The sequence below is a fragment of the Streptomyces sp. NPDC043996 genome (assembly GCF_056435225.1).
The window spans coordinates 165,188-187,384 of record NZ_JBWKEY010000002.1 but is presented as its reverse complement, the minus strand read 5'-3'; the positions used below and the strand labels follow the sequence as shown (position 1 = coordinate 187,384).

The window sequence follows — 22,197 nt, the reverse complement described above, 5'->3', positions numbered from 1 at the left end:
CTGTCATGTCACCGGGACGGCCCGCATTGCACGGGGACGAGATCTGGCCGTGGTCGCCGGGCAGGGTCAGCCGGGGCCGGGCGCGGGTAGTGGAAAACACTCACCGTACGCGCCGCGCTTTCACCTCAAGGCAGGATGGAAATGGCTGCACGCTGTCGGCACTTCACGCACGGGCATGAGGGTGGATCAGGCCAAGGCGATCCGTTCCGGCCCGCGACGAACGGGAGCGGACCCCGGTGATTGCCTTACCTTCGGCGCGACGTGGGGCGTGGTTCATCCAGGACCCGACGGACATCACCACGACGCGCGCACACACGCTCGTCCTGCGCCTCAGCGGCGAACTGGACGCGGACGCGCTCGCGTCGGCGGTACGGGACGTCGGCGGCGCCGCGGCCGGAGCCGACGGCGCGGTGGTGCGGCCCGGCGCCGAGGGCCACACGGTGCGGATCGCCGTGCGCGGCGACCGGTCGCCCGCGTCGCTGGTGCGGGATCTGGAAGCGGCGTACGACGAGCGTCGGCGGGGCGGTGCGACCGGGCGTCCGGACGCGAGCGTGCCGGACGTTCCCCCGCCCGCCCCCGCCATGGTGGAGGTGAACCTCGACCGCGCCCTGCGCCGCGCGGTCCAGGACCTGGCCCGTGACCAGGGCGTCCCGGTCCCGCTGGTCCTTCGCGCGGCGTTCGCGCTGCTGCTGAGGCGGCTCGGCGGCGGCGAGGGCCTCGCCCTCGGCCTTCCCGTCGCCGGGTGCGAGGGGGAGCCGGGGACGGTGCGCCTGTTCACCGACGGCTCGGCGGCCCCCGCGGACCTCTGGTCCGGTGATCCGCCGTTCGCCGAGCTGACGCGCCGCCTGCGCGAGTGGACCAGGGGGCTGCCCTTCGCGCTGTTCCACCCCGTGGCGCGCCCACCGGACGGGCACGTCGGCGGCGACACGGTCGGCGTGCTCCAGTACCCAGCCGACCGGTACGACCGCCGCGCGGCGCAGTCGCTCGCCGGGCGGTTCGCACACGTCGTACGGCAGGTCGTGGCCGCGCCCGAGCGGCGGGCCGCGGAGGTGGCGGTGTCCCTGGTGCCGCTGGACCCGCGCGCCCTCACGGCGTGGGAGCGGCGGTATCCGGGCCTGGCGGAGCTCTGGCCGCTGACGCCCCTCCAAGCGGGGCTGCTCTTCCACGCGCTGGCCGACGACGGCTCCACGCGCGCCGCCTACCGGACGCAGTGCGTAGTGAGCCTGCGCGGCCCTGTGGACGGCGACCGCCTGCACCGGGCCGCCCAGCGGCTGCTCGACCGGAACCCCAACCTCCGCGTGGCGTTCGGGGCGGGCGACGACGGCGACCTGGTCCAGGCGGTCGTGGACGGAGTGGCACTGCCCTGGCGGTCGGCCGACGTACCGGAAGGGTCCGCGCCGGAGCAGGCCGCACACGTCCTGGAGCGGCTCCTCGCGGAGGAGCGGAACGCTCCGTTCGACGTGGCCGTGCCACCGCTCCTGCGGATGGCCCTGGTACGGACGGCACCGGACAGGCACGAACTGGTCCTGACGGCCCACCACGTCCTCTTCGACGGGCACGCGCTGCGCCTCCTCGTACGCGAAACGCAGTCGCTGTACGCCGCGGACGGCGACACCGCGGGCGGGCGCCGCACGCCGGAGTACCGGGACTACCTGCTGTGGCTGGCCGCCCAGGACCGGCGAGCGGAGGCCCGGTCGTGGGCGGACGCCCTGGCGGGAGTGACGGAGCCCACGCTGCTGGCTCCCGTGCTGGAGACGGGCGTTGAGGGGCGCGGCCCGTGGGGGGAGGCCGCTGACCCGGGGGCGGGCCCGGACGCCGAAGGGTTCGGACAGGTCGGGGTGGACGTTCCCCTGGACGTGGCCCGTGCCCTGGCGCTGCGGGCCGTCGCCTGGGGCGTCCCCCTGGACAGTGTGGTGCACGGCGCCTGGGCCGTGCTGCTCGGCGCCCTGACCGGGCGGCGGGACGTGCTCTTCGGCACCACCGTGCCCGGGCGCCAGGACACGGTGCCCGGCGCGGACGCCATGGCCGGACTGTTCGTCAACACGCTGCCCCTCAGGGTGCGGCTCGCGCCCGGCGACACCGTCGCGGACGTGACGCGCGCCATACGGGCGCAACAGCGGGCCCCGCACGGCCGCTCCTGCGGCCTCGCCGACATCCAGCGGGCCACCGGCATGAGCGGGCTCTTCGACACCCTGGTGACGTCCGAGTCGTACGCCGTCGACCACGGCGACGAGCCGGGCGCGGGCTTCTCCGTCACCGGCGTCCGCGCCGTCACCCGCACCCACTACCCCCTGACGGTGACCGTCACCACCGCGCCGCGCCTCCACGTGGCGCTCCACTACCGGCACCCCCTCGTCCCCGAGGCGGGCGCCGACGACGTGGCCGGGCGGCTCGCGCACGTCCTGCGGCGGATCGCCGCCGACCCCGGCGCCACCGTCGGCCGCCTCGACGTCCTCACGCCCGCCGAACGCGCGGACCTCATCGCCCCGCCCCCCAGCGCCACCGCCCCGGCCAGGGCCGACACCCTGCCCGGCATGGTCGAGCGGCGGGCCGCCGCGGCACCCGGCACAGTCACGCTCACGCACGGCGACACGTCCCTGACGTACGCCGAACTGGACGCGCGCGCCAACCGCCTCGCGCGCGGGCTGCTCCGGCGCGGAGTGACCACGGAGACGGTGGTCGCCGTGTCGCTGCCGCGCTCGCCCGGCCTCGTGGTGACCCTGCTCGCCGTGATGAAGGCGGGCGGCACCTATCTGCCGGTCGACGCCGCCTACCCCGCGGAGCGCGTCGCCTACCTCCTCGCGGACTCCGGCGCCCCGCTGCTCGTGGCCGACGCCACGACCGCGGCGCGGCTGCCGGACGTGGCCGTGCCCGTGCTCCGCCTCGACGACCCGGAGGTCACCGGGGAGCTCGCCCGCCTGGACGGGGCCCCGGTCACCGACGCGGAGCGGGGCGCCGCGCTGTCCGTCGCGCACACCGCGTACGTCATCTACACCTCGGGCTCGACGGGGCGGCCGAAGGGCGTGGCCGTCACCCACCGCGGCCTGGCCGCCCTCGTCGCGACCCAGCGCGCCCGGCTCCGCCCGACGGCCGAGAGCCGCGTCCTGCAGTTCGCCTCGCCGAGCTTCGACGTGTCCCTCTACGAGGTGTGCCTGGCGCTGCTCACCGACGCCACGCTCGTCCTCGCCGACCAGGACGACCTCGCCCCGGGCCGCCCGCTGACCGACACGATCGCCGCGCGCCGGATCACCCACGTCTTCCTGCCGCCCGCGGTCCTCGGCGCGCTGGAGCCCGGCTCCCTGCCGACGGTGACCTCCCTCGCCGTCGGCGGCGACGCGGCCACCCCCGAGGTGGTGACCGCGTGGTGCGAAGGACACGGCCTCGTCAACGCCTACGGCCCCACCGAGACCACCGCGATCGTGACGTTCAGCGACCCGCTGACCGCCGAAGGCCGCACCCCGCCCATCGGCCGCCCCGTCGCCCGCACCCGCCTCTACGTCCTCGACGACGCGCTGCGCCCGGTGCCGCCGGGCGTGGCGGGCGAGCTGTACGTGGCCGGGGACGCCCTCGCCCGCGGCTACCTCGGCCGCCCCGCGCTGACCGCCCACCGCTTCGTGGCCTGCCCGTACGGCCCGCCCGGCGACCGCATGTACCGCACCGGAGACGTCGTGACCCGGCGCCGCGACGGCCAGCTCGTCTGCCACGGCCGCACCGACGACCAGGTCAAGATCCGCGGCTTCCGCGTCGAACCCGGCGAAGTGCAGGCCGCGTTGAGCGCGCACCCCGGCGTGGCGCGGGCGGTCGTCGTCGGCGACCGGCACGGCGGCGAACTGCGCCTGGTGGGCTATGTGGTGCCCCCGGCGGGCGCCGCCGCGCCGGACGCCGCGCGGCTGCGCGCCTTCGTCGCCGAGCGGCTGCCCGCGTTCATGGTGCCGTCGGCGGTCGTCCCCCTCGCCGAGCTGCCGCTGAACGCGAACGGCAAGCTCGACCGGCGTGCCCTGCCCGCGCCGGGGCGCGCCGCCACGACGGCGCCGCGGGCGCCGCGCACCGCACGCGAAGAGGTCATCCGCGCGCTGTTCGCCGAGGTCCTCGGAGCCGACGGCATCGGAGCCGACGGCATCGGGGTCGACGACGACTTCTTCGACCTCGGCGGCCACTCGCTCCTCGCCACCCGCCTGGTGAACCGGGTGCGGGCGGTCCTCGGCAGGGAACTGCCGGTCCGGGCCGTGTTCGACGCCGGGACGGTGGCGCGGCTCGCGCGGGAACTGGGCCCCGCGGCCCTCTCCGCCCGCCCGGCACCACGGCGGACCGGCGCGCGGCCCGAGCGGGTGCCGCTGTCCTTCGCCCAGCGCCGACTGTGGTTCCTGCACCGCTACGAGGGCCCTTCGACCACGTACAACCTGGCGTACGTCCTGCCCCTGGACGGCGAGCTGGACGTGGCCGCCCTCGCGGCGGCCGTCCGGGACGTCGTGGTGCGGCACGAGAGCCTGCGCACGCTGTTCGTCGCGGACGAGCGGGGCATCGGCGCTCAGGTCGTCGTGCCGGCCGACGACGTCGTGGTGGACGTCCCCGTGCGCGAGGTGGCCCCGGAGGCGGCGGACGCCGCCGTGGCGGAGGAGACCGCCCACCGCTTCGACCTGGAGAAGCAACTCCCGCTGCGGGCACGCCTGCTGCGCCACGGCCCGCACCGGCACCTGCTGGTCCTGCTGCTGCACCACATCGCGGCCGACGGCGAGTCGATGGGGCCGCTGGCCCGCGACCTGGCCACCGCCTACGCGGCACGGCGACGTGGTGAGGCACCGGCCTGGGAGCCGCTGGCGGTCCAGTACGCGGACTACACGCTGTGGCAGCGCGAGCTGCTGGGTGATGCGGGTGACCCGGGGAGTGCGCTGGCGGTGCAGTTGGCGTACTGGCGGGACGAACTCGCCGGTGTGCCGCAGCCGTTGCGGCTTCCGCTCGACCGGCCCCGGCCGCCAGTGGCCAGTCATCGCGGGGACAGTGTCACCTTCACTCTCGGCCCGGATGTGCGGGCGGCGGTGGAGGAGACGGCGCGGGCGCACGGCGCGACCGTGCCGATGGTGCTCCAGTCGGCGCTTGCGGTGCTGCTGCACCTGATGGGCGGCGGAGACGACGTCACCCTGGGGGTGCCGATCGCCGGGCGCACCGACGACGCGCTCACCGCGCTCGTGGGGTTCTTCGTCAACACCTGGGTGCTGCGCGCCGACCTGTCGGGGAACCCGGCCTTCGAGGACGTGCTCCGCCAGGTGCGGGACAAGGCGGTGCGCGCCTACGACCACCAGGACGTGCCCTTCGAGCGGCTCGTGGAGGAGCTGAACCCCGAGCGCTCCACCGCCCACCATCCGCTGTTCCAGGTGATGTTCGGCTGGCGCACCACGGACCGCGACGCCTTCGACGCGCCGGGCCTGCGCTCCGCCTTCGGTCTTGTCCCGGCCGCCGCCGCCAAGTTCGACCTCGTCTTCGCCCTGGCCGACACGCACGGGCGCGGCATCGAAGGCACCGTCGAGTACGCCACCGACCTGTTCGACCGCGCCACGGCCGAAGCCCTCGCCGCCCGCTTCGCCCGCCTCGTACGGCAGGTGACCGCGGAGCCGCTGACCCCCCTGGCCGCCATCGACGTCACGGAGCCCGGCGAACGCCACCGGCTGCTGCACGCGTTCAACGACACGGACGTCACCACGCCGGACCTGACGATTCCCGCGCTCTTCGCCCGGCGGGCCGCTGCCGCGCCGGACGCCGTCGCGGTCGTGGACGGCGCGGAGGCGCTGACCTACGGCGAACTGCACGCGCGCGCCGACCGGCTCGCCGCCGTCCTCGCGCGGCGCGGGGCGGGGCCCGAGACCCCGGTCGCGGTGGCGCTGCCGCGCTCGGCCGCCCTGGTCGTCGCGCTCCTCGGCGTCCTGAAGGCGGGCGCGGCCTATGTGCCCGTCGACCCCCGCTATCCCAGCGCGCGCCTCGGCCTCGTCCTCGCGGACGCGGACCCCCGGCTCATCGTCACCGACACCGCGACCCGGGACGTGCTCCCCGGGGACACCCGCGCGGGCCTGGTGCTCCTGGACCACCTCGACCTCGCCACCGACTCCGCCACCGACGCCGCGGCCACCACCCCGCCGACCCCGCCGACCCCGCAGAACCTCGCCTACGTGATGCACACCTCCGGCTCCACCGGCACCCCCAAGGGCGTCGGCGTCACCCACCGCGGGGTGGTGCGCCTCGCGCTGGACCGCGTGTTCGCGGGCCCCGGCCACGAGCGGGTCCTGCTGCACGCGACGCAGGCCTTCGACGCCTCGACCTACGAGCTGTGGGTGCCGCTCCTGCGCGGCGGCACCCTCGTGGTGGCCCCGCCCGGCTCCCTGGACCTCGACTCCCTCGCGGAGGTGATCGCCGCGCGGCGGGTGACCGCGCTCCTGGTGACGGCGGGCCTGTTCCGGGTGGTCGCGGAGGAACGCCCGGAGGTGTTCCGCGGCGTGCGCGAGGTGTGGGCGGGCGGCGACGTGGTGCCACCGGCCGCCGTCGAGCGCGTCCTGGCCGCCTGCCCGGGCGTCACGGTCGTCGACGCCTACGGTCCGACGGAGGCGACCGTCGCCGCGTCCGTGCACCCCATGCGCGACGCGGGCGCCATCGGCGCCGTCGTGCCGATCGGGCGGCCCCTCGACCAGACCCGCCTGTACGTCCTGGACGCGGCGCTGCGGCCGGTTCCGGCGGGGGTGCCCGGCGAGCTGTACATCGCCGGTGACCGTCTTGCCCGCGGCTACCTGGGCCGCCCCGCGCTAACCGCCGAACGCTTCGTGGCCTGCCCGTTCGGCCGGGCCGGGGAGCGCATGTACCGCACCGGCGACCTCGTGACGTGGACGCGCGAAGGACGCCTGGTCTACCGGGGCCGCACCGACGAACAGGTGAAGATCCGCGGTTTCCGGATCGAGCCCGGCGAGGTCGAGGCCGCGCTGACCGCGCACCCCGGCGTGGCCCAGGCGGTCGTGGCCGCCCAGGAGGGCGCGGGCGGGGACCGCGGCCTCGTGGCGTACGTCGTCCCCGTCGGCGAGGGCGGCATCGCGGGCACCGGCGACATCGACGTCCACGCCGGCGTGTCCGCCGGGGAGCTGCGCCGGTTCGCGGCGGCCCGGCTGCCGGAGTTCATGGTGCCGACGGCGTATGTGCCGCTCGACCGGCTGCCGCTGACGCCGCACGGCAAGCTGGACCGCGCGGCGCTGCCCAGGACCGACGCCGACGGCGGCGGCTACCGGCCGCCGCGCACCCGCGAGGAACGCGTCCTCGCGGACGTCTACGCCGACGTCCTCGGCCGGGACCGGATCGGCGTCGACGACGACTTCTTCGCCCGCGGCGGCGACAGCATCCGCTCCATCCAAGTGGTCTCCCGCGCCCGCGCCCGGGGCGTGGAGATCAGCCCCCGCCAGGTCTTCCAGCACCGGACGGTCGCCGAACTCGCCCGTCTCGCCCGCGCCGACGCACCCGGCGGCGCGCGGGCGCCGCTGCTCGCGGAGCTCGACGGCGGTGGCACGGGCCTGCTGCCTCTGCCGCCCATCGCCCGGTACGTCCGCACCCGCGGGCCCGGCATCGACCGGTTCGCGATGACCGTGCTCCTGGAACTGCCCGCGGACATCGACCGGGCCGGGCTGCTCGCCACCCTGGACGCGGTCGTGGACCGGCACGACGCGCTGCGCTCGCGCCTGGTGGCCGACGGCGACGCGGGCGGGCTGCTCGTGGGGGCCCCGGGCTCGGTGGACACCGGCGCGCTGCTGCGCCGCGTGCCCGGCGCGGGCGAGGACGGCCCCGACGGCTGCCCGGACCGCGAGGAGTGGCGCCGCCTGGTCGAGGCCGAACGGGACGCCGCGGCGCGCTGTCTCGACCCGGCGGCCGGAGTGATGGCGCGGTTCGTCTGGTTCGACCCGGGCGCGGCACCAGGCGCCGGACGGCTCCTCGTGGTGCTGCACCACCTGGTGGTGGACGGCGTTTCGTGGCGCGTCCTGCTGCCGGACCTCGCCGCCGCCTGGGCCGCCGTGCGGGCGGGGCGGACACCGGAGCTGCCCGGCGTCGGCACGTCGTACCGGCGCTGGGCGTACGCGCTGGCGGCCGAGGCGCACAGCGCGCGCCGGGAGGCCGAACTCCCCTGGTGGCTCTCGGTCGTGGAAGGACCCGACCCGGCCGTCGGCGCCCGCCGGTTCGACCCGGTCGTGGACGTCCGCGCCACCGTGGACACCGTGCGCCTGCGGCTGTCCGCGCCCGTCACCGAAGCGCTCCTCACGGCGGTGCCCGCGGCCTTCCGCTGCGGCGTCCACGACGGCCTGCTCACCGGCCTCGCCCTCGCCGTCGCCCGCCTGCGCCGCGACCGAGGAGACGACGCGTCCTCGCTCCTGCTCGCCCTGGAAGGTCACGGACGCGAGGAGGCCGCGGTCCCGGGCGCCGATCTGACGCGCACGGTGGGCTGGTTCACGAGCGTGTACCCCGTCCGCCTCGACGTGCGCGGCCACGACCTCGACGACGCCTTCGCCGGGGGAGCCGCGGCGGGCGGCGCGGTCAAGGCCGTCAAGGAACAGCTCCGCGCCGTGCCCGACGGCGGCCTCGGCTACGGGCTCCTTCGCGAGCTGAACCCGGTGACCGCCGCCGCGCTGCGCCCGCACTCCACCGGGCAGCTCGGCTTCAACTACCTGGGCCGGTTCGCCGCCACCGACATGCCGGACCACCTGCGCGGCCTCGGCTTCGCACCGGCCGCCGAACAGGGCGGGCCCGCCGCCCTCGCGGACGCCGCGATGCCCGCGCTCGCGGCCCTCCAGATCAACTCGATGGTCGTCGACACGCCGCGCGGCCCCTGCCTGGAGGCGGAGTTCGAGTGCGCCACGGGCGCGGTGTCCCGCGCCGACGCCCGCGCGCTCGCGGACCTGTGGGCCGCCGCCCTCGACGGCATCGCACGCCACGGCACGCGGCCGGGCGCGGGCGGCCTCACCCCCTCGGACGTGCCGCTGGTGGCGGTGGGCCAAGGCGACATCGAGACGTGGGAGCGCCGCTACCCGGGGCTCGCGGAGGTCTGGCCCCTCACCCCGCTCCAGTCGGGGCTGCTGTTCCACGCCCGGTACGCCGACGGGGCGCCGGACGCGTACCTCGTGCAGTTCGCCCTGCACCTGCGCGGGCCCGCGGACGGCGCCCGGATGCGGGCGGCGGGGCAGGCGCTCCTCGACCGGCACGCGAGCCTGCGGGCCGCGTTCGCCGAGACCGCCGACGGGGGCTTCGCCCAGGTCGTGGCGGACGGCGTGGCGCTGCCGTGGCGGGAACTCGACCTGACGGGGCCGGAGGGCGGGGGCGCGGCCTCTGAGACCTCCGCGGCCTTCGAAGCCTTCCTCACCGAGGACGCGCTGACCCCCTTCGACGTGGCGAGTCCACCGCTGCTGCGGATGGCGTGGCTGAGGCGCGGCCCCGACTACCACGAACTCGTCCTGACGGCCCATCACCTCCTGTTCGACGGCTGGTCGTTGCCGCTCCTGGTGCGGGATCTGCTGAGCCTGTACGGAGCGGGCGGCGACGCCTCCGCGCTGCCCCGGGCGCCTCAGTTCCGTGACTTCCTGACCTGGCTGGCCCGGCAGGACAGGACCGCGGCGGACGAGGCGTGGGCCGGGGAGCTCGCCGGGGTCACAGGACCGACCCTGCTGGCCCCGGGCGGGACGGCGGAGCCCGCCGCCGACGGCTACGGCGAGGTCGAGGTGGAGCTCTCCCCGGACCTCGCCCGCCGCGTCGCGGCACGGGCCGCCGGGGCGGGCGTCACCGTGAACACCGTGGTGCAAGGAGCGTGGGCGCTGCTGCTCGGCGCCCTCACCGGGCAGGACGACGTGGTGTTCGGCGCGACGGTGTCCGGCCGCCCGGCCGAAGTGCCCGACGTCACCGCCATGGTCGGCCTGTTCGTCAACACCCTGCCGGTACGGGTGCCGTGCCCGCCCGGCGCCCGCGTCACCGACGTCCTCACCGCCCTCCAGGACCGGCAGGCCGCGCTCCTCGACCATCACCACCACGGCCTCACCGAGATCCACCAGGCCATCGGCGCGAGCGTGCTGTTCGACACCCTCGTCGCCTTCGAGTCCTACCCCGTGGACCGCGTCGGCTTCGGAAAGGCGAGCGCGGCCGCGGGCCTCGACCTCACCGGCATCCGCGCGCTGTCCGGCGCGCACTACCCGCTGACCGTGGTGGCCTCCGCCGACCCCCACCTGCGGCTGACCGTGCAGCATCGGCGCGCCGCACTCGACCGGGAGACCGCCGAGGACATCGCGGGGCGACTCCGGCGCGTCCTCGCCCAACTCACCGATGATCCGGACCTGTTGGTAGGGGATGTGGTGAGGGCGGGGGAGCCGCTGCCGCGGGTGCCGCGCGCCGCCGCCGCGCCGCCGATCGGCCCGCACGCCTGTGACCGCGCCGCCTACCGGGCGCCCGGCACGCCGATGGAGAAGACCCTGTGCGCCCTGTTCGCGGAGGTCCTCGGCGCCCGGGACGTCGGCGTCGACGACGACTTCTTCGCCCTCGGCGGTCACTCGCTGCTCGCCACCCGCCTCGCGATCCGGGCGCGCTCCGCCCTGGACGTGGACGTCCCGATCCGCGCGGTGTTCGAGTACGCGACGGTGGCGCGGCTCGCGCGGCGGCTGCGCGCCGGGCCGCGGTCGCCCCGCCCGGCCCTGCGTCGGGCCGCGCCACGCCCGCAGCGGGTGCCGCTGTCCTGCGCGCAGGACCGCCTGCGGTTCCTCGACGCCCTGGAGCCGCTGCCCACGTACCACCTGCCCCTCGTGGTCCGGCTGCGCGGGACCCTGGACGCGGCCGCGCTGGCAGCCGCGCTCCGGGACGTCGTGGCCCGCCACGAGGCGCTGCGCACGCTGCTCGTCACGGACGCCCACGGCGCGGCGTCCCAGGTCGTCGTCCCCGCGGAGGACATCACCCTGGACGTGCCCGTGCGGGACGTCGCACCCGCGGACGTGGCCGCCGAGGTGTCCCGGGAAGTGGGCCGCCGCTTCGACCTGTCGGCCGAACTCCCCCTGCGGGCGAGCGTCTTGCGCTGTCGTCCGGACGAGCAGGTTCTCGTGCTCCTGATGCACCACATCTCGGCCGACGGCGAGTCGATGGGGCCGCTGGCCCGCGACCTGACCACCGCCTACGCGGCACGGCGGCGCGGTGAGGCACCGGGCTGGGACCCCCTGCCGGTCCAGTACGCGGACTACACGCTGTGGCAGCGCGATCTGCTCGGCGACGCGGATGACCCGGGGAGTGTGCTGGCGGTGCAGTTGGCGTACTGGCGGGAGGAACTGGCCGGTGTGCCGCAGCCGTTGCGGCTTCCGCTCGACCGGCCCCGGCCGCCGGTGGCCAGTCATCGCGGGGACAGCGTCACCTTCACCCTCGGCCCTGACGTGCGGGCGGCGGTGGAGGAGACGGCGCGGGCGCACGGCGCGACCGTGCCGATGGTGCTCCAGTCGGCGCTTGCGGTACTGCTGCACCTGATGGGCGGCGGAGACGACGTCACCGTCGGATCCTCCCTCGCGGGCCGCACGGACGAGGCACTCGCGGACCTCGTCGGGTTCTTCGTCAACACCTGGGTGCTGCGCGCCGACCTGTCGGGGAACCCGGCCTTCGAGGACGTGCTCCGCCAGGTGCGGGACAAGGCCGTGACCGCGTACGACCACCAGGACGTGCCCTTCGAGCGGCTCGTGCAGGAGCTGGACCCCGAGCGGTCCACCGCCCACCACCCGCTGTTCCAGGTGGCGTTCTCCTGGCAAGGGGGCATCGGCGCCCTCGGCCTGCCGGGCCTGAGCGCCACCTGGGAACCCGTCGCGACCGGGACCGCGAAGTTCGACCTGCTCTTCCAGGTCGGCCCAGCCCACGAGGACGGCCAAGGCGGCCTGTCCGGGCTCGTCGAGTACGCCACCGACCTGTTCGACCGCGGCACCGCCGAGGCCCTCGCGGAGCGCTACGCCCGCCTCGTGCGGGACGTGGTGACCCACCCGCGCACCCGGCTCGACGCCGTCGACGCCCGGACCCCCGCCGAGCGGGCCCTGCTGCTCGCCCTCAACGACACCGCCGTGCCCACCCCGTCGCTCACCGTCCCTGCGCTCTTCGAGCGGCACGCCGCCGCGACCCCCGACGCCGTGGCCCTGGTCGACGGCGACGAGTCGCTGACGTACCGCGAACTCAACGGGCGCGCCAACCGGCTCGCCCGCGAACTCGTGCGACACGGCGTGCGTCCGGAGTCGGTCGTCGCCGTGGCCGTGCCCAGGTCGCGGTGTTACGTCGTGGCGGTCCTCGCCGTCCTGAAGGCGGGCGGCGCCTATCTGCCGCTGGCCCCCGACCATCCGCCGGAGCGCCTGGAGGCGACGCTGCGCGCCGCGCGCCCGGCGCTGCTCCTGACGCTCCACGCGGCCGCCCCCGACCTGCCCGGACGCACCTGCCCCCGCCTCGTCGCCGACGCCCCGGACACCGTCGCGGCGTGCTCGCGCGCCCCGGCCGACGACCTGCCGGACCCGGGGCGGCCGGACCGGCTCGCGTACGTCATCCCCACCTCGGGGTCCACCGGCGCGCCCAAGGGCGCCGCGGTCACCCACCGCGCCGTGGTGGACCTCGCGGCCGACCGCCGCTGGACCCACGGCGCCCACACGCGGGTGCTGATGCACTCGGTGCCCACCTTCGACATCTCCGGATACGAGATGTGGGTGCCGCTCCTCAACGGCGCCACCATCGTGATGGCACCCCCGGGCAGGCCGGACGTCGCGATGTTCGCCGAGGTCATCGCCGAGCGGAGGGTGAGCGCGCTGTGCCTGTCGGCGGGCCTGTTCGCCGTGATCGCCGACGAGCGTCCGGAGAGCTTCGCCGGGCTGCGCGAGGTGGTGACCGGCGGCGAACCGGTGCCCCCGGAGGCGGTGGCGCGCGTGCTGCGCGCCTGCCCGGGCGTCACCGTCGTCAACGCGTACGGGCCGACGGAGGCCACGGTGTTCGCCACCTGCCACCCCGTCACCGACGCCGAGGGCATCGGCGCGGCGGTCCCGGTGGGGCGGCCCCTGGACAACACCCGCGTCCACGTCCTCGACGACCGGCTGCGGCCCGTACCGCCGGGCGTGGAGGGCGAGCTGTACCTCGCGGGTCCCGGCCTGGCCCGCGGCTACCTCCACCGGCCGTGGCTCACCGCCGAGCGGTTCGTGGCCTGCCCGTCCGGGCCGCCCGGTGAGCGCATGTACCGCACCGGGGACGTGGTGGTGTGGACGCGGGAGGGGCGCCTGGTGTTCCGGGCCCGCGCCGACGACCAGGTGAAGATCCGCGGGCACCGGGTCGAGCCCGGCGAGGTCGAAGCCGTCCTCATGGCACATCCGGGCGTCGCCCTGGCGGCCGTCGTCGCGCGGCAGCGCCCGGGGAGCGCGGGCGGGCGGGAACTGGTCGCGCACGTCGTACTCGCCTCGGCGGAGCGGGCTGGTGGGGCGCCCGGCGCGGGGGAGCCGGACGGTCCACCTGGCGCGGGGGAGCCGGACGGCCCGCCCACCCCCGAGGACCTGCGCGCCCACCTGTCCCGGCTCCTGCCGCCGTACCTGCTGCCCGCAGCCTTCGCCGTGCGCGACCGGCTGCCGCTCACCAGCAACGGCAAGGTCGACCGGGGCGCGCTGCCCGCGGCGCCGGAGCCCGAGCCCCGGCCGGGCGCCCCGCTGGAGCGGCCGCGCACGGCCACCGAACGCGCGGTCGCCGCGATCTGGGCGGACCTGCTCGGGCGCGACCGGATCGGCGTGCGCGAGAAGTTCTTCGAGGCGGGCGGGACCTCCCTCTCGCTGCTCGCGCTGAGCAGCCGCCTGACCGCGCTCGGCCCGCGCAAGGTGCCGCTGAGCGCGCTCTTCGAGCACACCACGGTCGAGGCGATGGCCCGCCTGGTCGACGACCGGCACACCCGCGCAACCACTGCCGAAAAGGGGTATGAGTTATGACGCACCCGAGCCCATCCGGCCGGGAAGCCGTGGCGGTCATCGGGGTGGCCCTCGCCCTGCCCGACGCCGATGACCTGGACGCCCTGCACCACAACCTGCTCGCGGGCCGCACCAGCGTCCGCGCGCCCGCCGAGGAGCGGATGCACTACGCCGGGGCCCCCGCGCACCTCGCCTACCTGAAGCTCGCCTACCTGGACCGCATCGACCTGTTCGACCACCGGTTCTTCGACCTGTCGGCGCGCGAGGCGGAACTCATGGACCCGCACCAGCGCCTGCTCACCCAACTCGCCCACCAGGCCATCGAGAACGCCTGCTACGCGCCCGGCGAGCTCAAGGGCTCCACCACCGCGGTCGTCCTCAGCGCGCCCGAGCCGCACTACGCGAGCCTGTACCCGGACGACGACCCGCAGCAGCTCCTCGGCTCGCACCCGGCCGCGGTGGCCGCCCGGCTCGCGTACCTCTTCGACTTCGCCGGGCCCGCGCTCACCGTGGACACCGCGTGCAGCAGCAGCCTCACCGCGCTCGCCCTCGCCGTGAACCACCTGCGCCTCGGGCAGGCGGACCTGGCCCTCGCGGGCGGGCTCAGCCTCTTCCCCGTCCCGCTGCCCGCGCACGGCCACCAACCCATGCTCGGCCTGGAGTCGCCCGACGCGGTGTGCCGCCCCTTCGACGCCGCGGCGGACGGCTCCACCGGCGGCGAGGGCGGCGGGATCGTCGTCCTCAAGCGCCTCGACGACGCCCTCGCCGACGGCGACCACATCCACGCCGTGCTGCGCGGCATCGCCGTCAACCACAACGGCTTCCGCGCCACGGGCATGAGCGCGCCCAGCGCCCGCGGCCAGGCCGAAGTCATCGTCGACGCCTGGCGGCAGGCGGGCTCGGCCCCGCTGGACTACGTCGAGTGCCACGGCTCCGGCACCCGCCTCGGCGACGTCATCGAGGCCGAGGGGCTGCGGCAGGCCTTCGCCGAGGTGGGCCTCGACGACCCCTGCGGCATCAGCGGCGTCAAGGGCAACATCGGCCACCTCAACCACGCCGCGGGCGTCGCCGGGCTCCTCAAGGTCCTCGCCGGCCTTCGGCACGGCACCCGCTACCCCAACCCCAACTTCACCACCCCCAACCCGCTGATCGACTTCAGCGGGCCGGTCCGCGTCGACACGAGCGCGACGGTCTGGGAGCCCGCCCCCGGCGCCACCCGCAGGGCGGGCGTCAGCTCCTTCGGCCTGACCGGGACCAACGTCCACGCCGTCATCGAGGAGCCGCCGCCCGCCAAGGCCCACGCCCCGGCCCACCAGGAGCAGGCCGCCGAACTCGTCACCCTGTCCGCGAAGTCGCCGCGCGCGCTCGCCGTCTACGCCCAGCGCGTCGCCGACTTCCTCGACGGCACCGGACACGCCCTGCCCGAGGTCGCCCACGCCCTGAACCGCGGCCGCGACGACCACCCCTACCGCTGGGCCACGGCCGCCCGCGACTCCCGCGACCTCGCCGCCCGGCTGCGCGCGCCCCGCCCCGGCGCACCGGAGCCCTCGCCCACCGCCCCGCTGGTGCTGCTGTTCTCCGGCGACGCCGACCTCGGCGACGCGACCTGGGCGGGCCTGTGCGAGGCCTTCCCCGAACTCGCCGACGCCCACGACGACACCGACGACTCCGCGCCCGGCGCCCGCCTGTTCGCACGGCAGCACGCGGGCTACCAGCTGGCCCGCTCCTTCGGCCTGAGCGAGGCCCGCCTGGTCGGCTCCGGCGTCGGCAACCTCGCCGTGCGCTCCGTGCAGGACCCGGCGACGATTCCGCGGGCCCGCGAGCAGGCCGCGGCCGCCCCGCTCACCAGCGAGGTCGACGCGGCGGGGCTGCGGCGCGTGACGGCGGACCTCCTCGCGGAGGGCGCCGTCGCCGTCGAACTCGCCGCCGACGGAGTCCTGGCCCGTGAGCTCTCCAACGCCGCCCCGGACCTGCCCGTCGTACGCCTCTTCGCCGACCCCACGCGCGACGGCGTCCTCACCGCGCTCGCCGCGCTCTACACGCTCGGCGCGGACCTCGACTGGAGCCAGTACTACGCCGACACCGGCGTGCGCCGCATCGAGGCGCCGACCTACCCCTTCGACGCCGACGAGGTGTCCTGCTGGTGCCGTCCCCCCGGTGCCCCGCTGTCCGCGCGACCCAACGGGGCGAGCCCCCCGGAGCGGCGCGCGGCGCCGGGCGCGGGCGCCCAGGTCGCCACCGAGCGCGCGCTGGCCGGGATCTGGGAGCGCGTCCTCAAGGCCGACCGGGTCGGCGCGGACTCCAACTACTTCGCCCTCGGCGGCACCTCCATCGCGGGCATCACCGTCCTGCGGGAGGCCGAGGAGCACCTCGGCGTGCGCCTCACCTTCGCCGACCTGCACCAGCACCCCACGCTGCGCGCCCTGGCCGCCCGCGTCGACGCCGTGCGCGCGGCGGGCCCCGGCCGCGACGACTGGACCATCGCCCCGCTGCCACGGCCGGGCCGCCTCCCGCTGTCGTACAACCAGCAACAGCTGTGGTACCTGGACCGGTTACAGCCCGCGAGCCCGCTCTACAACATCCCCACCAGCGTGCGCTACACCGGCGACCTCGACCTCGACGCGTTCCGGGGCGCGCTGTGCGACGTCGTGGAGCGGCACGAGGTGCTGCGCACCCGGATCCTGGACGAGCACGGCAGACCCTACGCGCTCGCCGACGTCCCCGAGCCGCACCTGACGGTCCTCGACCTCGCGGACCTGCCGGAGGCGGAGCGCCACGCACGCCTCGCGGAGGCACTCACCGCGGAGGCGACGACCCCCTTCGACCTCGCGCGCGGCCCGCTGCTGCGCACCGTCGTCGTCAAGGTCGCCGCGCGCGACCACGTGGCCCTGCACACCTGGCACCACATCGTCTTCGACGGCTGGGCCCCCGCCGTGTTCTACCGCGAACTCTCCGCCTGCTACACGGCCCGCCGCACCGGCGGCTCGGCCGACCTGCCCGAACTGCCCGTGCAGTACGCCGACTTCGCCGCCTGGCAGCGGCAGTGGCTGGACGAGGAGCGGGTGGAGCGCGGCCTGGAGTACTGGCGCGAGCAGCTGCGCGGCCTCGGCACCCCGGAGCTGCCGCTCGACCATCCGCGCCCGGCCGCCCAGTCCTACCGGGGCGACAGCCTGGCGTTCACGCTCGACGACGCGCTCGCCCGGCGCCTTCGGGCCTTCAGCGCGGACGAGAGCACGACGAGCTTCGTCACCATGCTCGCCGTCGTCGACGCCGTCCTGCACCTGTGGTCGGGCCACCGGGACGTCGTCGTGGGCGCCGCGACCACCGGCCGCTACAACCCCGCGACCCACGACCTGATCGGCTACTTCAACAACCTCCTGCCGTTCCGCACCCAGGTCGATCCGGCCCTCGGCTTCCGCGCGCTGGTCGCCCGCTGCGCGACCACCGCCACCGGCGTCCTCGACCACGAGGAGATCCCCTTCGCGCGGATCGTCGCCGACACCGACCACCGCGACCCCTCGCGCCACCCCGTGTTCACGGTCTGCTACACCCACCAGAACACCGCATCGGCCTCCCTCGACCTGGAGGGACTCACCCCGCGACCCCTGGAGGCCGCCCTGGCCGGGGTCGGGGGAGTGGCACCGGGGACCTCCAAGTTCGACCTCACCTTCGGCCTGTACGACCAGGACGGCGGGCCGATGGACGGCTATCTGGAGTACGCCGCCGACCTGTTCGAGCCCGCCACCGCGCGCCGCCTCGTCGACCTCTTCCAGCGGGTCGCGGCGGCCGCCATGAGCGACCCCGACCGCCCCCTCGAAGAACTCGCCGCACTGTTCGGCGCGTTGGGGGAACCAGGCGCGGCCGCCGAGCCCTCCCTCCTGGTCGGTGAGCGCCACGAGCCCTCCGAAAGCCGCCTGGTCGAGGAGGTCTTCCACGGGCACGCCGAGCGCCGACCCGACGACATCGCCGTCGTCGACGCCAGCGGCGGCCACACCTTCCGGGAGATCGACCGGCGCGCCGACCGGGTGGCCCGGCGGCTCCTCGCCCACGGCGTCCCCCCGGACAGCGCCGTTCCGGTGCTCGCCGCGCGCGGCGCCGACCTGGTCGTCGGCTGGCTCGCCGCCCACCGCGCGGGCGCCGCCTTCGCCCCCATCGACCCGGCCGTGCCCGCGCGGCGGGTGGCCTCCCTCCTCGACGGACTCAGCGCCCGCGCCCTGCTCCTGGGCGAGGGCGTGAGCCTGGACGACAGCGGCGGGGCACCGGTCGTGCGGATCGCCGACCCGTACGGGGCCGAGGACGCGGCCGAGGACGTACGCGGTGACGATGCCGCGGACGCCCGCGAGGGTGACGGCGATGGCGACGGCGAGGGTGCCGACACCCCGCTGCCACGGCGCGCGGGCCCGTCCCACCTGGCCTACGTCGCCCACACCTCGGGCTCGACGGGATACCCGCACGGCTGCGAGGTCGAGCACCGCGGCCTGCTCAACCTGCTGCGCTGGTACGGCGGGCAGGCCCGGATCGGCCCCGAGGACCGCCTCGCCCAGCTCGCCGCCCCCGGCTTCGACCTCGCGGTCCTCGAAGTCATGTCGGCCCTCTACTACGGGGCCACCCTGTGTTTCGTCGACGACCCCTTACAGACCCCGGAGCGGCTCCTCGGCGAACTCGCCGGGCACGGCGTCACCGTGGCCTGCGTGCCCACCCCGCTCGCCGAGACGGTCCTCGCCGACCTGCCCGACGTGCCGGGCCTCGCCCTGCGCCTGCTGGTCACCGGCGGCGACCTGCTGCGGGTGCGGCCGCCCGCGGGCGCGGCGTTCACGCTGCTCAACCTCTACGGCCCGACCGAGTGCGTGGTGTGCGCGACCGCGGGCCCCGTCGCCGAGGCCGGGACCACCGCGCCCGGCCTCCTGCCGGACCTCGGCCGGGCGGTGGACAACGTGAGCGTCTACGTCCTGGACTCCCGGGGGCTGCCCGTGCCGCGCGGCGAACGGGGCGAGGTGTACGTCGGCGGCGCGCACGTCGGGCGCGGCTACCACGGCAGGCCGGGCCTGACCGCGGCCCGCTTCGTCGCCGACCCCTTCGCACCGGAGCCCGGCGCCCGGATGTACCGCACCGGCGACCTGGCCCTCGTCCGCCCCGACGGCACCCTCGACTTCCAAGGGCGCTCCGACGACCAGCTCGAACTGCGCGGCCACCGCGTGGAACCGGCCGAGGTCGAGCGGGCGCTGCTCGCGCACCCCCGCGTGCGCGAAGCCCTCGTCCTCGGCGAGCGGCGGCCTTCGGGCGCCCCGCTCCTGGTGGCCCACGTCGCGGGCGCGGACCTGCCGGGCGAGGACGAGCTGACGGCGTGGGTGGCCCACGCCCTGCCCACCGCCATGGTGCCCGGCCGCGTACGGCACCACGACCACCTGCCCCGGACGAGCAACGGAAAGCTCGACCGCACCGCGCTGAGGAAGGCGGACATGCCGGACCGCGACACGATGAGGAGGGCCGACGTGCCCGACCGCGACACGGCGGAGAGGGCCGACAGGCCCGGCCCCGGCCTGGTGAGCAGGGCCGATGCGCCCGGCCCCGGCACGACGAACGAGCTGACCGCGGTGACCACGGCCGCGACCCCGGGCGCGGTCCTCGACAGCGCCGGACGCGAGGCCGAACGCGTCCTCGGCGCGATCTGGGCCGACCTCCTCGGCGTCGCGTCCGTGGCACCCGGCGACAACTTCTTCCGCATCGGCGGCGACTCGCTCCTGAGCGTGGGCATCGCGTCCCGCGCCACCCAGGCGGGCCTGCCCCTCACCCCGCACGACGTGCTCAGCCACCCCACCCTGCGGGACCTCGCCACCGTGGCCGCGCGGGTCGCCGTCCCCGCGGCCCTCGCGGCCCCCCGGACCGCCCCGGCCAGGACCGCCCCCGCCGTCGCGCCCGCCGCCCCCGCGCCGCGCGAGCCGGTCCCGCCCGCCCCGCTGGTGCACGCCGTGCTCAGCACCTCGCCCGACGGGGCGCGCGACCTCATCACCCCCATCCTCCTTGAGACCTCCCCCGGCATCGGCGCCGACGCGGTGCGCGCCGCCTTCGCCCGCCTCGTGGAGCTCCACGAACCGCTGCGCTACCGGTTCCGGCGCAATAGCCTGGGCTGGCGCATCGAGTGCGCCGAACGCGAGAGCGCCCCCTTCCTCGACGCCCGGGTGCTGCCGCCCCTGGACGACGACCAGCTCCAGGCGTACCTGGAGGCCGACCTGGACGAGCTGCTCGCCGACGTCGACACCGGCCGCGGGCCGCTGCTCCGGGTCCGCTTCTACGATCGCGGCGCCGACAAGGCCGGCGTCGTCAGCCTGGCGATCCACCACTTCGTCTACGACTCCACCTCCTTCGTGCCGCTGGTGGAGGACTTGAACGCCGCGTTCGCGGGCCGGGACCCGGGCCCCGCCCGCCGCGCCGCCTGGCGCGAGTGGACGCACCGGCTGCGCGCCATGGCCGCCTCCGACGAGCTCGCCGGTGAACTCCCGTACTGGCACGGCGTGCTGAGCGCGGCCGCCGGGGCGGAGCCCGTACCGGAGAACGGCACCGGCGACGGCGCCGGGCTCGTCCGCCGCACCCTCGCCGCCGACGCGGTGGCGGCGCGGCTCACCGAGAGCGGCCCCACCGGACAGCACGCCGCGCTGACCGCCGTCGCCGTGGCCTGGTCCCGCTGGCGCGGCGCGCGCGACGCGTTCCTGAGCACCGTCGGCATGGGCACAGCCCCCAACGCCCTGTGGCAGGGCGACCGCACCGGCTCACTCGGCTGGTTCACCCACCTCTTCCCGGCGCACCTGCGGGTCGAGCCCGGGGCGGGAGTCGCCGCGACCCTGCCAGGCGTCTCCGCCGCACTGCGCTCGGTGCCCAACGACGGCATCGGGTACGGCGTCCTGCGCCACCTCAGCCCCGAGACGCCCGCGGTGGCGCGGATCCGCGCGCTGCCCGAGCCCTCGGTCATGGTCGAGCACGTGGCCAGCGGCAACAACGGTCTGACCAAGCTGGGCGGGCCCCACATACGGCCGCGGCCGATGACCCTGGTGGCCCTGCCGCAGTCGCTGCTCGCCCAGGTGCCCGTCGTCGTCGAGACCCACGTCCTCGGCGGGGTCCTCGAACTCGGCGTGATCCACCGGGGTTCCGTCGCCGCCGCCGACATGGAGGCCTTCGCGGACCGCCTGGTCGAGGCGTTCACGGAACTCGCCGCCGAGGACGGCGGCGAAGGGCAGGTGCGCTGAATGCCTCCGGCGACGGCCATCAAGGCGATGGCCTGCTACCAGCCCGACGGCGTCCTTCCCGTCGCCGGCCTTCCGGGCCTCGCCGGCCTCGACGAGACCGAGCGCGACAGCTGCGCGCGGCTCGGCATCGACGAGGTCCGCGCGGACGAGACGCTGACCGCGTTCGACCTCGCGGCCCGCGCGGCCCGCAGGGCGCTCGCCGACGCGGACCTCGCCGCGGCCGAACTCGACGCTCTCGTCCTCATTGACGCCCGCGCCCCCGAGGCGCTCATGACGTCGTCGGCGACCCGGCTCCAGGCGCTGCTCGGCGCGGACCGCGCGCTGACGTTCTCCGTGGGCGGCGTCGGCTGCGTCTCCCTCACCCCGGCGCTGCTCACCGCCCGCGGGCTGCTCGCCGCCGACGCCGACGCGCACCACGTCCTCGTCGTCCACGGCAGCAAGCCGCCGACCCCGCTGCGCTACCGGCACCCGGTGACCGTCAGCGGCGACGGCGGGGCCGCCGCGGTGATCGCGCGCCGCGGCCCGGTCCGCGTCCTCGACATGGTCCAGGAGACCAACGGCGCTCACTGGGACCTGTTCCGCGTGGACTTCAGGGACCGGCCCACCGCACGGTGGCGCGAGGAGTGCCGCGACGTCCCCGCGTACTCCTTCCGGCTCGCCGTGGAGACCCGCAACCGTCTGACCGCCCTCCACCAACGCCTCCTGGACCGCAACGGCCTGACACTCCGTGACATCTCCTGCCACCTCAGCCACAACCTGTCCGAGGGCGCCTTCCGCTTCACCGAGGAGACCCTCGGCATCAAGATCAGCACGACGTGTTTCGACAACCTCCGCCAGTACGGCCATCTCGGCCCCAACGACGTCCTGCTGAACCTCGCCACGGAGCTCGAACGCGGCGGCCTGGCGGAGGGCCAGCGCGCGGTGCTGCTCAGCGCCAGCCCCGTCGCCGCGTGGAGCATGCTCCTGGTGGAGATCGGAGACGGCGCGGCCGCCCACTACCTGTGAACTCGTCC

At 76.1% G+C, this 22,197-nt stretch carries 3 protein-coding genes; all 3 read left to right on the top strand.

Annotated features, from left to right (window positions below; genetic code table 11):
- Positions 1–236 precede the first annotated feature (236 nt).
- The 3 genes from AC07A4_RS05400 to AC07A4_RS05390 are packed head-to-tail and all read left to right on the top strand — an operon-like array spanning position 237 to position 22,189.
- A complete protein-coding gene (locus AC07A4_RS05400) occupies positions 237–13,964 on the top strand; it encodes a non-ribosomal peptide synthetase (protein ID WP_478593288.1) in 13,728 nt (4,575 codons plus the stop codon).
- Positions 13,961–21,184: an amino acid adenylation domain-containing protein gene (locus AC07A4_RS05395; RefSeq protein ID WP_478593285.1), complete on the top strand. Its 7,224-nt coding sequence runs from the start codon at positions 13,961–13,963 to the stop codon at positions 21,182–21,184. The genes AC07A4_RS05400 and AC07A4_RS05395 overlap by 4 nt, the downstream gene beginning before the upstream one ends.
- A complete protein-coding gene (locus tag AC07A4_RS05390; RefSeq protein ID WP_478593282.1) occupies positions 21,185–22,189 on the top strand; it encodes a 3-oxoacyl-[acyl-carrier-protein] synthase III C-terminal domain-containing protein in 1,005 nt (334 codons plus the stop codon). It begins immediately after the preceding gene.
- Positions 22,190–22,197 lie beyond the last annotated feature (8 nt).